The following is a 14,308-nucleotide window of genomic DNA, read 5'->3' as shown; positions in this document are numbered from 1 at the left end:
AGTTATAGTTTAAAAAAAACCACACTATACAAAAGCAAGTGTGGTTTATTATATTTATAAAAGACGATTAAAAAACGTCTCCTTCTTTTAATTTCTCAGTATTACTTACCAATTGTAACTCATCAATAATCTTCTGAATATTACCATTCATAACACCATCCAAATCATAAAGAGTAAGTCCAATACGGTGATCAGTAACACGTCCTTGTGGATAGTTATAAGTTCTAATCTTTGCAGATCTATCTCCACTACTTACTTGAGATGAACGTTTAGTAGCATCTTCTGCCTGTTTCTTCGCTAACTCCATTTCATACAAACGAGAACGTAATACAGATAAAGCTTTATCCTTATTCTTGTGTTGAGATTTCTCGTCCTGACATTGAGCCACAAGGCCTGTAGGAATGTGAGTCATACGTACGGCTGATTTAGTTGTATTTACAGACTGCCCTCCAGGTCCTGACGAACAGAATAAGTCAATACGTACATCATTCATATCGATATGTACATCAAACTCTTCTGCTTCTGGTAATACCATTACAGTAGCAGCTGATGTATGTACACGTCCTTGAGTTTCCGTTTGAGGAACACGTTGTACACGGTGTACTCCAGCTTCAAATTTCAATGTACCATATACATCTTCTCCTGTTACTTCAAAGATTACCTCTTTATATCCTCCAGAAGTTCCTTCATTCACATCTACTACAGATGTTCTCCATCCTTTAGATTCACAGTATTTAGTGTACATTCTAAATAAATCCCCAGCAAAGATACTCGCCTCATCACCTCCTGTACCAGCACGTACCTCTACCATTACGTTCTTAGCATCCTCCGGATCCTTAGGTATTAATAAGAATTTGATTTCTTCCTCTAATTCTGGTAAACGACCTTTTGCCTCATCTAATTGCATCTTAGCCATTTCTACCATTTCAGCATCACTTCCATCAGCTAATATTTCATTAGCTTCTTCCATATTACCTTTAAGATTTATATACTCAGCTCGTTTTTCAACTAACTGTTTTAAATCTTTATACTCTTTATTTAATTGTACGTAACGTTTTTGATCAGCGATTACATCTGGCTGAATAATTAAGTCAGAAACTTCGTCAAAACGTTGCTTAATAATTTGTAGTCTATCTAACATATCCTAAAATAGATAATTTATTTGGTTTGCAAAGGTACAAAAAAAGAGGAATATTTTAGCATACTCCTCTTCAATTACGTTACAAAAGTAACTAATTATTTTTTAATCTCAGCAGAAATCTCTACGTCAGACCAAGTTTTCCCTTCGTGTAAATCTTTACAAGCTGCATGTAAGCTATCAAATGCAGACTGAGCCGTAAAATCAGCGATGATATCTATTGAACCATTTAGTTTAAGAGCATCCCCTTCTACTGTATAAGTAAACTCTTTCTCTTTAGAAATTCCATTCATTGTTAAGTTTACGATTACTTTACCATCTTTAAACTCTCCAAAGAATCCATTGATATTCCCTACCATTTTAGCAAAGAACTCACCTTTTAATTTCTCATCTCTACCAGCATCATTTGTGCTTACAGAAGAAGTTACTACTACGAAGTTAGCACCTTTTAATGCTTCTTCTAATGTAGCAGCATCTGCTTTTACTTCATTTAATTTAATATCAGAAAATGTTCCTTTTACTCCTACTTTCTCAGGCGTTTTAAAAGCAGTCCACTCCATAGAATAAGATAATTCCTTCTGCGCTGGTGCCTCTACTTGTTCAGTTGTTGTCTCAGTAGTTTCTTCTACTGCATTTGTATCTTTTTTCTCTCCACAAGAGATTGCTAGTGCTCCAATTAAAGCTAAAGCTAAAACGGATTTTTTCATAAATATTGAGTTTTAATTATATTGAAACCAAATTACTAATTTTAGTACACTTTATTCTTAAATAAACATTAATATTTTTTAGATACTCTAGTCTTTATACATAACTGTTTATTTAAGAAATAATAATTAAATTATGAACCTTAAAGCGCTTTGTAATACCGAACGTTTTCTTATTAAAAAGAAAGGCAGAATAGATTTCTATAATAACCTTACTAAATTAATTTCTACAGTCTTAATATCTCCTGCCTTATTCATATATTCTATGATGACTTTTTTATTTTCTTCTTTCAGTATCCTTTCATATTTATCTATATCATTAGTACTAATACCATTGATAGATATAATCCTTTGCCCCTTTTCTAATCCTTTAACCGCAGCTTCTGTATTATGAATTACACTTGAGATTAAAATCTGATCTCTTTTATCATTATACATTAGAGACAAAGGTTTTACAAAAGGATGAAATACCTTTTCAAACAAATCATTAGGTTTAATATATACAAACTGATCTCTGTAATCTAATATCAAGTCAAAACGATGTATAATCTCACTTCCTAAAATTCCCATCAGTCCTTTTACAGCACTTACACCTTCTGTATCTGAAGAAAACGAAACTGATAATTCACTACTCTGAATCTCATAACTACCTAACCTCAAACTCTTAATTAATCCTTTTTCATAACTTGTACTGTTACTTAAATTATCGCTAGAATAAGATATCTTTTTATCTGTTTTACTTAACAAATCATGCTTTTCTTTATAAGGTGTATTTATTATCAAAGTAGTACTAGCACCACTATCAAACAAGATATCTCCTGAGAATTGCTCATTATTATTCAATGTCATCGTAATAGGAAATTGAATTAAAGCACCATTATAGAATTTAAAAGGAATCTTCTCATAACCACTATAATCTACCTTTGTTCCAAAATTATATAGACTCATCATTTGCGTATTAAAGTCTAGCTTTGTTATATAGTTTTTTAAAATAGTAGCTCCTATAATACCGTCAAACTTCTTTTCAGTCATAGCATACAACCTAGACATATCTTCTAACACTACTGAAGTACTATCTACATAATTATTTTTATCTAAATAAACCTTGTAATTCCTGATTGACTCATAGGTTTTTTTACCTCCTGCACCAGTTATATCTCTTTTGTAATCTGCTTTTAGACCAAATTCTTTTGCCTTCTGTGTATCTAAAAGTAGAGCTCCTGCTCCTGTATCAAAGAAGAAGAGCAAACTATCTTTTTGATTCTCCATTGGCAACCTCAAAAAAATAGTACTGTGATCTTTTGACAATTCAAATGGCAATTTGACTTTTTGTGCAAAAAAACAATTTACACTTAACAATAATAACAACAACCCTTTTCTAAACATAATTAAGTTAATTTAAAGGCAAAAATAAAACATTTTAACGCTAAAATAAAAACATATCAGAAAACAAAATTTATTATCAAAAAAATTATAGTAACAAAAAAAGGGCATCCTAATATAGGACACCCTTTTCATTATTTTAATCTATTGGATTACTTTTTCTCAGGAATCTGAGTTAAGATCTCTAATAAGAATTTCCAGAATTTTTGTACAGAAGCAATATTAGCGCGCTCTACAGGAGAGTGAGCTCCGCGAATAGTTGGGCCAAAAGAAATCATATCCATATCAGGATAGTTTGTTCCTAAGATACCACACTCTAATCCTGCGTGACATGCTACTACATTTGGCTTCTCACCTACTTGTTTTTCATAGATATCTACTAATACGTCTAATATTTCAGACTCTGAATTAGGTGTCCATCCCGGGTAAGATCCAGAGAATTCTACTTCACATCCCATTAATTCAAATGCAGAACGAAGACTATTTGCTACATCAAATTTAGATGATTCTACAGAAGAACGAGTTAAACACTTAACTACTAATTTACCTTCTCCTAAATCTACTTTAGCGATATTATTAGAAGCTTCTACTAAGTCATCGAAATCTGGACTCATACGGAATACACCATTATGAGCAGTATACATAGATCTTACGAAGAAATACTGCGCCATAGAAGGCATTACTTTCTTAGGAGTATCAGCGGCTTCTAATTTCTCAAATACTACTTCAAAGTTAGGATCTACAGTATGTAATTCTGCTTTAATTTCATCTACAATAGAAGTCATATCAAATACGAATGCCTCATCAAAAGTGTTTGCGATAATTACCTCTGCCACACTTTCTCTAGGAATAGCATTTCTTAAACTTCCTCCTTTGATTTTAGATATCTGTAATCCAAAGTTATCAAAAGCATCAAATAACAATCTATTCATGATTTTATTTGCGTTTCCTAATCCTTTGTGGATATCCATACCAGAGTGTCCTCCGTTTAATCCTTTTACAGTAATTCTGTATCCGATAGATCCTTCAGGTGTATCTTCTTCATCATACTCAGCAGATGCAGTTACATCTACACCACCAGCACATCCGATATCGATTTCGTCATCCTCTTCTGTATCTAAGTTTAAAAGAATCTCTCCTTCTAACATTCCTCCCTGAAGACCTTTAGCACCAGTCATTCCAGTTTCTTCGTCTATTGTAAATAAAGCCTCAATAGCAGGGTGTGGAATTTCATTGCTTTCTAAGATAGCCATAATAGCTGCTACTCCTAAACCATTATCAGCCCCTAAAGTAGTACCTCTTGCTCTTACCCATCCATCCTCTACATACATATCGATTCCTTGAGTATCGAAGTCAAATACAGTATCGTTATTCTTTTGGTGAACCATATCTAAGTGAGATTGCATTACAACCACTTTTCTGTTCTCCAATCCTTTAGTAGCAGGTTTTTTAATAATAACATTACCTACCTCATCTTTTATAGTTTCTAGCCCCAAAGACTTACCAAAGTTCATCATGAACTCAATCACACGCTCTTCCTTCTTAGACGGACGAGGCACTGCATTTAGATCTGCGAACTTGTTCCATAAGTTCTTAGGTTCTAAACCTCTAACTTCTTGACTCATATCTTAATCTCTTTAATTATTCAAAATATTGCTTCAAATTTAGGACATTCTAAATAAATAAACAGTTATTCCCTAATAAAATTCGGTTAAACCCGAATTATGCAATAGACATATAAACGAAAAGTAATTATACAAAATAGGTCTGAATTAGTGATTAAAGCATACTATAGTATGGTTTGAGAGCTAATGAAAGAACTATGAAGTAGAATTGCTTTGTAGTATTTGGCTAATGCGTAATTTGGGTTAAACCCAATTTATCCTCTTCCTTAATCGATATCCCCTAAACACTTAGTTTCCCTTTTTGTAGCTTGCTAAGTATAACAATTTCAATTCTTCATCAAATAAGAACAACATCATGTTCATTATTTTCAAAAATCAAGATTAACTTATTCCTGTTTTAAACTAGAGTCGATCCTTAAAAGCAATGTTTAAAGACCATAAAAAAACGGGCTTTCACAAATGCAAAAACCCGCTTTTATAACTAAATATAAAAATTATGAAAGATTCTTAATATTTCCTAGAAATGCCCCTCTTACACAAAATACTTCTCTAATATCTTGAGGTCTTACTACTATATTCTCATATGTTTCATTATCACATATAAATGCTAACTCACCATTTTCAGTATATCTTTTAAATCGATAACACAGTACACCTTTTCCTTCTATAACCACCACATAAATACCCCATGGTTTTATTTCTTCTACATCTATTTTCTTAGTTAAGACATAAGACGATACTTTTACAGTAGGATACATATTATCTGCTGAAATCTGAAATGCTGTATCTACCTCTTCTTCTGTAGGAAATACAAAACTAGGTGAAGTAGCCCATGTTCTTTCTGGGTTTAAAAAATACTCGAAATGATGATCTACCGATATCATTTTCACTTTTCTTTTTTGTAAATCTGTATTAAAAACTTTATGTGTATTTGAAAAGAATAACTCATTCAAATCAATTTTGTGTTCTTTACACAAATTCATGATTTTTTCATACTGCAAAGTCTCTCTCGACTTCCATGATGATACTGTATTAGGTTTTACTTCTAAAATATTTGCTAATTCTAGATCGGTTTTTATTCCTAACAACTGTTTCAACTTTTTAATTACGCTTTCACTACTTTTCATACTTTTCACAATTTATTATTTCACTTTACTAACTACTGCTTTATTCGCATATATCGACAATAAAACAATTATCTTGCCAATATTTAAAAACAGAAAAAAAATTGTTTAAAAAAAGAATACCAAACCAACAAAAACAAAATTAAAACACTTATAAACAACACATTATATAAAAATAAAAAATATTAAATAATTCTATATTAATGTAAATATTCAAACATTCACTATTCAAAGTATTTAAAATCAAGTGATCTAAACCTATTTATTAAATCACAAAAAAAGAATAAATAACGTATAGTTCAAATGAATATTTCGCTGTAACTATTTTCTAGAAAACAATTAGTTAAAACAACTTTTCCAGTTTATTAAGTCAATTAGATTGACGACTACTCCATTGATACAAAAGAAACAACACACTTGTTTTTCATATTATCAATGGTAAGTTATACATATCTAAATCGTAATTTCAACTTCTGTAGGATGGTTATTTTTTTATTTAAACAACTCAACACAAACATATAATATTCAACAATACATCAAACACACATATTATTATTCACTAAAATCAATAAATAAAAGAATTATAACTACTTTTATATCAATATTTAACTAATATTCAACATATAAAAACAAAAAACACTTATCGCATAAAACACATATAAACAAGTTACACTTCTTATTTCATCACATATAGTGATTATCATAATATTAGATTTTTCTCCTACAAGACTCTGTCACATTTAGTGATTAAATCACATATTGCTAATTTCTTATTCTTTTTTCAACATCATAAAACTAATACATTGAAAGATTCATGTCTAAAACAGTCAAATAGTAAATAAAGTCACTTTAATCATTATAAAATATCACAAAAAAAGAGGAGCATCTCCCGACGTCCTCTTTTACAAGTACAAATAAAAAATACTATGCACTCTCACCTGCATAGCGCATCAAACTAAGTAATTATCTTATCAATATAATTTCTATTAAATTTCTGTTCTTTCTTATATTGGGATGGAGACACTCCCACCACACTTTTAAACTGTTTACTCAAATGACTTAAATCATTATAATACATTTTACTAGCTATTTCTAATAGTGTCATTTCACCATACGAAATATACTCCTTCACACGTTCAATGCGCTGATGGATATAAAACTTCTCTATTGTAACTGATTCTCGCTCTGAAAACAACTTACTTGCATAACTATAGTCTATTGCTAAATTATCTGATATCAAATATGATAGGTTAGTAGATAAACGGCTATCTGTTTGTACTAAGTCTATTATTAGCTGTTTAATACTTTCTATCAATATATCTTGCTTTTCTACTAATAATTCGAAACCAAGTATATATAATCTCTCCTTAAACACCTTAAAAGTATGTTCACTTAAATTATATAAAAGTGATACTTTGCCCAATTCAACTTTAGCTTCTAATACACCTATTTTTTTTAATTCTTGTTCTATCATTAAAACACAACGGTGACAAACCATATTCTTAATATGTAAAACTACCGAATACTCCATATCTCATTTTTTTTATCCTAATAAACAATAGACTGATTATATCTCGTTTTAAACTTTCATCATATAGTATAGTAACTCAATACAATCTTTGTTTTTAAAAAGGAGTACTGACTACATCAGTACTCCTGATTTTTTTTTATTAACTCTGTTTGTGTTCTGCAACAAATTTTTGGTAATTCTCTTCATTCTCAAAATAAGCTACCTCACCATTATTCCCTACTATCACGATATATGCTTCTGCTTTATCTACTGATTTTAAAGAATACGGATCTATAGCAGCACGCACAGTTGCATCTTGAGGGATTCTTGTTTTACACATTTCACAACATCCATAGTACATTTTTCCTTCATGCTCTACTTCTAACTGTTTATTCCCCATATAAGCATCATTTACCATACATACTAGGTCACTCGGTACAGCATCTCCTCTTTTGTACTGTCCTCTAGCTGCTACTGGCTCACTTTCTTTATGCATAGAATGCATATCGTGATTAGCATGGTTTTCATGTGTTGGAGCTGTTGCTACTGGCTCTTTTTTCGTTTCTCCACAAGCGATAGTAAGTAAACTAACTCCTACTACTGCTAAACTTCTAATTGCAAATGTTCTCATAATCATCATTTTTATTACATTAATTTTTGTTCATTCATTATTTCTTCTGTACCCATTTTTAAGATCTTCATACCTGGTCTTAACTCACCAAAAACCTCAACCATCATAGGCATAGCACGTCCTTTAGCTACCTTAATATGATACGCTGTACCATTTCTAACTTCAATCACATATAACCCAAGATTACTCTCTACTAAAGCTGACTTAGGTATAAAGAATGTTGGCTCTGTACTTTTTAAGCTTACAGTAGCATCTGCTATCATATTAGGCTTTAACAACTGTTCTTTATTATTAATATCTGCTTGAATCTGCTCTGAACGCAACTTTAAATCTAGGCTACCCGCCTTTCTAGTGACTACACCTGTAAATTCTTTTTGGGGAAGTGTACGCACTTTAAACTTCACTGTATCTCCCTCTTGTACATAAGGCGTATTTGCTTCTGAGATAGATAGGTTTAAACGTAGTGTAGAAGTGTCCTCTACGATTAGTAAAGGCATTTTACTCATCGGCCCTACATAAGCCCCTTTATCTACCTGTCTATCTGTAATCACTCCATCAAAAGGCGCTCTAATCACTAGGTACTGATCTATATTCTTCATTTCTTCATATGAAGACTTTGAAGAAGCTAATTGTGCTTTATCTGCTAACATTTTAGCAGTCACTTGCTCCAAATAATCAGGTGCAATAGCTCCCTCAGTCTCATTCGCTTTTATCGTTCTATCATAAGTAGCTTTAGTTGAGATATAGATTGCCTCTTGTGCTTTCCATTTAGCCTGCGCACTTGATACTTGCGCCTGAATCTCAGGCGCATCTAATATCATTAGCACTTGTCCTTTCTTTACGTGATCACCTATATCTACACGTAAATCAGTTACATAACTATTCACTTTAGCAAACAATTCTGTACGTTGATCAGCTCTTAACTCTCCTGGTAATTGTAATGGAACAATAGGATTGGTTGGCTCTATGCCGATAGTCTCCATCTTATTCATTGCCATATTCATCCCTCCTTTTTCATCTTTCACTTCTTTTACTTCAGGAGTTTTTTTATCTGCACATGCAGTTAATACTACTAGACTAACTAATGCTATATATATTCTTTTCATCTTTCTTATTTATTATCTATAGGTAAATAGTGGATACTTTCTTCGTCTTCTGGGTCTAATGATGGAGAATCTCTCGTTACTTTATTCATTACCCAAGCAAATACCATTGGTAAAATAATCAATACAGACACTGTCGATGCTAATAGCCCTCCAATTACTGCTCTTCCTAAAGGAGCTACTTGCTCACTTCCTTCTCCATGCCCTATCGCCATTGGTAACATCCCCGCAATCATCGCTATCGTAGTCATCGCAATCGGTCTGATACGTAACTTCGTTGCTTCTATAGCAGCTGCAGTAGATGTCCAGCCTGTTTTTCTCAACGTCTCCGCATTATTAATTAATAATACTGCATTGGCTATGGATACTCCGACTGACATAATGATTCCCATATAAGACTGTAAGTTAACTGTAGAGCCTGTTGCTTTTAATAATAACAGTGATCCAAGCATTACGAACGGTACTGTAGTCAGGATCACAAACGAAACTTTAAACGACTGGAAGTTGGCTGTTAGCATTAAGAATATAACCACAATAGCAATCAATAAACCGTTAGCTAAACTCTGCATGGTATCATCTAATACAGGAGCCATTCCTTTTAACTCCACATTTACTCCTTTTGGTAATTCTCCTAATTCTGCGATAGCTTGTTGTACATCTTCTTTTGCTTTATTCAAATCTGTTTTGTGTACATTAGCTACTACAGATACATATCCCATCGTCCCTTCATTATAACTCTCAGCTAATGCCTTTGACTCTGTTACAGTAGCTACATCGCTTAGCACTGGTCTGTCTGAATTTTTACTCAGTGGGATATTCTCTAATTCTTCCTTACTTCCCAGTTGATTTTGTGGCATCTGTACTTGTACGTCATAAGCAATTCCCATCATACCTCCTACCCACATATTTCTATTGGTATAACGAGAAGAAGCTGTTGTCGCCACTAATGATTTTGCAATATCCATTGCATCTAATCCTAATTGAGCAGCGCGTACACGATCTATATTAATTTCATAAGATGGATAATTCATCGAGATAGGCATTTTCTGATCACGCATATAGTCGATTTCTTTCAACTTTGCCAACAATTTATTAGCAGTCATCATATTCATCTTACGCATCATACCTGATACGCGAATCTCAATAGGTGTATTAGTTCCTTGACTTAAGATCTTTTCAGTCAATTCGATTGGCTCAAAAGTCAATTTTAACTCTGGTAGCTTCTCTGCAATACGTCCTCGTATCTGGTCTTTTAATTCATCTGTATTACCATCAAAATCTTTAAAAGCTACTTGCATAGACGCTTCATGTGGCCCTGCATTATATAAATAGATCGGACTTACTGCAAAAGATGAAGGGTGTTGTCCCACAAACGCTGATGAAATCGCAATCTTCTCTTTACCAAATAAATCTTCTAATTCACCCAGTACCTTCTTCACTTTCATTTCAGTATGCTCTATACGTGTCCCTTCAGGAGCAGTAATACGCATTTGCACTTGACTTGAATTTACAGTTGGCAATACATCCTTACCTATATTTTGGTACATCACTGCTACAGCTAAGAAAGCAGCTAGAATAGAACCTATAACGATTATCTTCTTCATAGGCATCACTTTCTCAATCCCTGCCACTACTCTATTCTTAAACTTATCGAAGCCTTTAGCTTCTTCTGGAATAGTGTGTTTCTCAGGATTGTATTTCATCAGCCAGTTAGCCATAATTGGTACAAACGTTTGAGACAGTAAGAATGAAACCGTCATCGCAAAACCAATTGCCATCGCTAGAGGCATAAATAGTGCTCCAGGGATACCTGTCATCATAAAGGCTGGTGCGAATACTGCCAAGATGCTAAACAAAATTAATAACTTAGGGAAAGCTATCTCCTTACACGCATCCCAGATAGCTTGTACCTTATTCTTACCGAGGGCAAAGTGCTGGTGTATATTCTCTATCGTCACCGTACTCTCATCTACCAAAATACCTATCGCTAAGGCTAATCCTGATAGTGTCATAATATTGATCGTTTGACCAAACATCTTTAAGAACAATACTGCTGAAATAATCGCAATCGGAATAGTCATAATTACAATCAAAGCTCCTCTAGGATCTCTTAAGAATAACATCACCATAAGTCCTGTCAATAAGGCTCCTAATACTCCCTCTACGATTAAACTCTTTACCGCATTAATAACATTCACAGATTGGTCAAACTCGTACGAAATCTTTACATCATCAGGTAAGTTATTCTGTATATGAGGAATAGATTTTTTCAATTGTTCTACCACATCATAAGTAGAAGCCTTACCAGATTTAGCAATATTGATATACACAGAACGTTTACCGTCTACTAATGCATAACCAGTCGTAATATCAGCACCATCTTTTACAGTAGCCACATCGCGTAAGTACACATTATCTACCTGCCCTTTAAACAAAGGAATATCTCCAAACTCCTCTACCGTTTTTAAAGTGTTATTAGTCGGTGTCAGATAGTTCTTATCTCCTACATATACGTTCCCTGAAGGCATTGTTACGTTTTGTCTACTAATTGCCTCTACCACTTGCTCTGGGCTCATATGATGCGTACGAAGTTTATTTGGATCTATATTGATCTCTATCGTACGTGGTGACCCTCCAAATGGTGGAGCTGTAGTCAATCCAGGAATCTTAATTAAGAAAGGACGCGCAGCAAAGTTGGCGATATCTTGAAGCTCATTATTTGTCTTCGTCTCTGAGCGGAACACTAATTGTCCTACTGGTTGAGAAGAAGCATCAAAGCGAATAATGAATGGTGGTGGAGCTCCTGGCGGTAAGAAAATTACCGAACGATTAGACAGTGCTGAAATAGACGCGATCGCCTCTCCCATATCTGTCCCTTCATAAAACTCTATTTTCATCAAGGTCAACCCTTGTGTATTTTTAGTATCAATACTTTTTATCCCATTGGCAAAAAGCATCATATTTACATACATCTTCGTGAAGTAACCTTCCATTTGTTGTGGAGTATACCCATTAAAAGAATGGGCGATATAAACCACTGGTAAGTTCATCTCTGGAAGAATATCTACTGGAATCTCTTTAGATGACTTTACTCCAAAGAATAATAGTCCTATTACCAATACCATAATAGATATTGGCTTGCGCAAGGCAAATCGAATTAAATTCATACTATCTTATTTTAGGGGAATAGCGTTTAACAAATATTGAATATCACCGAATGCAGAAGCCTGTAGCAATAAAGATTGCCATACATTGTTTTGAGCTATTTCATAATCAATCTCTGCACGTTGTAAAGTATACAGCGCTTGAGTGAAATCAACTAAGTTGCTCAATCCATTATCGTATAAAGCTTTTTGCTGTTTAAAGGCTACATCAGCCGCCTCTAACTGTATTTTTGACTGTGTCCACACAGCCTGAGCATTGACATACTTCTCTTTGGTCAAAGTAACTTGGTTAGCCAAATCTTTGTCCATTTGAGCGAATTCATGTTCATAGCTCTTTGTGATATACTCTTGTTGTTTACGCTTATAAGTCGTTCTAAAAAAGTTAGATATATTCCATGTCAATTGAAGCCCTACTAAATAATTACTTCTATCAATACCCACTCCATCACCATAAGATGAAGAGTAAGCACTATTGTCTTGTACATAATTCCAGTTAAAACCTGATCCTCTACCTTGCAACACCCCAAAAGCATTTAAACTAGGCAGACTACCTTTGGTTACTAGGCGTTCCATAGATTCGCTTTGTGCTATTTTGCTCTCTTGCCATAATAGTATAGGATGCTGATCTCTATTGACTAAAGTCTCGTCTAATACTTCTGGTTTAGCATTTACAAATACCTCATCTAATGCATACGCTTTAGTCTCTTCATCTAATAACACAGCTAAGTGCTTATTAAACTCTATTTCCTTGTCATACGCTTTAATATGTAATGCCTCTGCATTTGCGACCTCAGCCATAGCTAATCGCTCATCTACTTGAGGTAACAAGCCACTCTTTGCCTTTGCAGCTGTAACTTCATGAAATACTCTCGCGCGTTCTAAATTCTTTTGTTGCACATATTTTATACGCTGAGAAGCCAAAAGATTTAAGTAGGTAGCACTTACTTTTATTTGTTGTTGGAAAATCTCTTGTTCTAAGTCCTTAAGAGTTACTTCTTGTTGAGTTTTTGCCATACCGATTCCTTCCTTTGTTTTTCCAAAAGAAAAGATATTCCAATTGACATTAGCAAAATACAATGAACCAAAGGCAGCATTCCAATTTTGCTCTGCTAAAGGCATAGAGGTAGCTGCAGACCCTAGTCCTCCATAAGCATATAGAGGTCCGTTCTGTGCATTTATCGTCCCATAACTTTGTTGGGCACCGAATGTTAAATCTGGGAAGTAATTCCCTTTTTGATTAATTGTGTTTTCTTGAGAAGCAGCAAGTTTTGCTTCTTTAACCTTGATAAGGTCATATCGTTCTATAGCCTGTTTTAACGCAGCATCTAATGTAAGTTTTTGTCCATAAGACGTAGATGCCACACCCAATAGGACAAACAGTGCTATCCTATTAATTTTCATGTAAAAGTATGCGTTTAATTATACAATATTGTTGATGTATCTATTCCTACTACAAGAATAGATAAGCTCAATGATATCGTATGAATCAAAGTCTATAGACGCAATTCTTAATGTACAGAGGTACTTCTTTGACTCTGTATAAATAATAAGTATAAGTAGTGAAATTATCTCTTACTGTATGAACATACTCGTATACTGCTCCGAAATAACGGTGCAATATCGCATCTGTAAAGAAAGAAATTTTTAAAACTTTAAATGAACTATTCTGAACCTCTGATTTTACTTTAACTACCTCTACTTTATCTTGGCAGCAGTTCTTCTTTGGTTCTTCTACGGTTCTCCCTGTTAAAGCACAGAAACCACAGTTCTTTTCATTTGCTTGAGATTTAGGTATACTCGCCTCTTGCACTAATCCTTGGCAGATGTGCTGATATGTACTAAAGCCTGAAGCCAAGCCAGTGTACAAAAATGCGAATAATATGACGAATAGTTTTTTCATAATCTCTACGCCAAAAGTACTACACT

The 14,308-nt window shown here is 33.7% G+C and carries 11 protein-coding genes; all 11 read right to left on the bottom strand.

Annotated elements, in window-relative coordinates:
• Positions 1–67: 67 nt before the first annotated feature.
• A complete protein-coding gene (gene prfA, locus BK054_RS12420) occupies positions 68–1,141 on the bottom strand; it encodes a peptide chain release factor 1 (RefSeq protein ID WP_006259168.1) in 1,074 nt (357 codons plus the stop codon).
• 95 nt (positions 1,142–1,236) lie between these two features.
• A complete protein-coding gene (locus BK054_RS12415; RefSeq protein ID WP_006259169.1) occupies positions 1,237–1,845 on the bottom strand; it encodes a YceI family protein in 609 nt (202 codons plus the stop codon).
• Between the two features lie 198 nt (positions 1,846–2,043).
• Positions 2,044–3,228, bottom strand: coding sequence for an aspartyl protease family protein (locus tag BK054_RS12410; protein WP_071307329.1), 1,185 nt, complete (start codon positions 3,226–3,228; stop codon positions 2,044–2,046).
• Positions 3,229–3,377: 149 nt separating this feature from the next.
• Positions 3,378–4,850, bottom strand: a complete 1,473-nt coding sequence (locus tag BK054_RS12405) for an aminoacyl-histidine dipeptidase (RefSeq protein WP_006259171.1) — start codon at positions 4,848–4,850, stop codon at positions 3,378–3,380.
• 494 nt (positions 4,851–5,344) lie between these two features.
• Complete coding sequence (locus tag BK054_RS12400; RefSeq protein WP_006259172.1) at positions 5,345–5,977, bottom strand: helix-turn-helix domain-containing protein; 633 nt, start codon at positions 5,975–5,977, stop codon at positions 5,345–5,347.
• A 952-nt stretch (positions 5,978–6,929) separates the two neighbouring features.
• The gene (locus tag BK054_RS12395; RefSeq protein ID WP_006259173.1) at positions 6,930–7,505 is read right to left on the bottom strand and encodes an AraC family transcriptional regulator; all 576 of its coding nucleotides are present in this window, start codon (positions 7,503–7,505) and stop codon (positions 6,930–6,932) included.
• Positions 7,506–7,644: 139 nt separating this feature from the next.
• Positions 7,645–8,115 (bottom strand): hypothetical protein, encoded by a 471-nt coding sequence (locus BK054_RS12390; protein WP_006261003.1) that lies wholly within the window; start codon positions 8,113–8,115, stop codon positions 7,645–7,647.
• 14 nt (positions 8,116–8,129) lie between these two features.
• Complete coding sequence (locus BK054_RS12385; protein ID WP_071307328.1) at positions 8,130–9,221, bottom strand: efflux RND transporter periplasmic adaptor subunit; 1,092 nt, start codon at positions 9,219–9,221, stop codon at positions 8,130–8,132.
• Between the two features lie 5 nt (positions 9,222–9,226).
• Entirely contained in the window at positions 9,227–12,385 is a 3,159-nt protein-coding gene (locus BK054_RS12380; protein ID WP_071307327.1) for an efflux RND transporter permease subunit, read from the bottom strand.
• Positions 12,386–12,391: 6 nt separating this feature from the next.
• Complete coding sequence (locus BK054_RS12375; RefSeq protein ID WP_071307326.1) at positions 12,392–13,783, bottom strand: TolC family protein; 1,392 nt, start codon at positions 13,781–13,783, stop codon at positions 12,392–12,394.
• Between the two features lie 85 nt (positions 13,784–13,868).
• Entirely contained in the window at positions 13,869–14,282 is a 414-nt protein-coding gene (locus BK054_RS12370) for an HYC_CC_PP family protein (protein WP_006259178.1), read from the bottom strand.
• Between the last annotated feature and the right edge of the window lie 26 nt (positions 14,283–14,308).

This window comes from Myroides sp. ZB35, from assembly GCF_001865835.1.
GTDB classification, from domain to species: Bacteria; Bacteroidota; Bacteroidia; order Flavobacteriales; family Flavobacteriaceae; genus Flavobacterium; species Flavobacterium odoratimimum.
Note: the sequence above shows the minus strand (reverse complement) of the source record. Positions and strands in the feature narration are given on the sequence as shown.

What these genes read in the sequence shown, in the direction of transcription:
- prfA (WP_006259168.1), bottom strand. Translation starts at nt 1,141, where the DNA reads ATGTTAGATAGACTACAAATTATTAAGCAACGTTTTGACGAAGTTTCT.
- BK054_RS12415 (WP_006259169.1), bottom strand. Translation starts at nt 1,845, where the DNA reads ATGAAAAAATCCGTTTTAGCTTTAGCTTTAATTGGAGCACTAGCAATC.
- BK054_RS12410 (WP_071307329.1), bottom strand. Translation starts at nt 3,228, where the DNA reads ATGTTTAGAAAAGGGTTGTTGTTATTATTGTTAAGTGTAAATTGTTTT.
- BK054_RS12405 (WP_006259171.1), bottom strand. Translation starts at nt 4,850, where the DNA reads ATGAGTCAAGAAGTTAGAGGTTTAGAACCTAAGAACTTATGGAACAAG.
- BK054_RS12400 (WP_006259172.1), bottom strand. Translation starts at nt 5,977, where the DNA reads ATGAAAAGTAGTGAAAGCGTAATTAAAAAGTTGAAACAGTTGTTAGGA.
- BK054_RS12395 (WP_006259173.1), bottom strand. Translation starts at nt 7,505, where the DNA reads ATGGAGTATTCGGTAGTTTTACATATTAAGAATATGGTTTGTCACCGT.
- BK054_RS12390 (WP_006261003.1), bottom strand. Translation starts at nt 8,115, where the DNA reads ATGAGAACATTTGCAATTAGAAGTTTAGCAGTAGTAGGAGTTAGTTTA.
- BK054_RS12385 (WP_071307328.1), bottom strand. Translation starts at nt 9,221, where the DNA reads ATGAAAAGAATATATATAGCATTAGTTAGTCTAGTAGTATTAACTGCA.
- BK054_RS12380 (WP_071307327.1), bottom strand. Translation starts at nt 12,385, where the DNA reads ATGAATTTAATTCGATTTGCCTTGCGCAAGCCAATATCTATTATGGTA.
- BK054_RS12375 (WP_071307326.1), bottom strand. Translation starts at nt 13,783, where the DNA reads ATGAAAATTAATAGGATAGCACTGTTTGTCCTATTGGGTGTGGCATCT.
- BK054_RS12370 (WP_006259178.1), bottom strand. Translation starts at nt 14,282, where the DNA reads ATGAAAAAACTATTCGTCATATTATTCGCATTTTTGTACACTGGCTTG.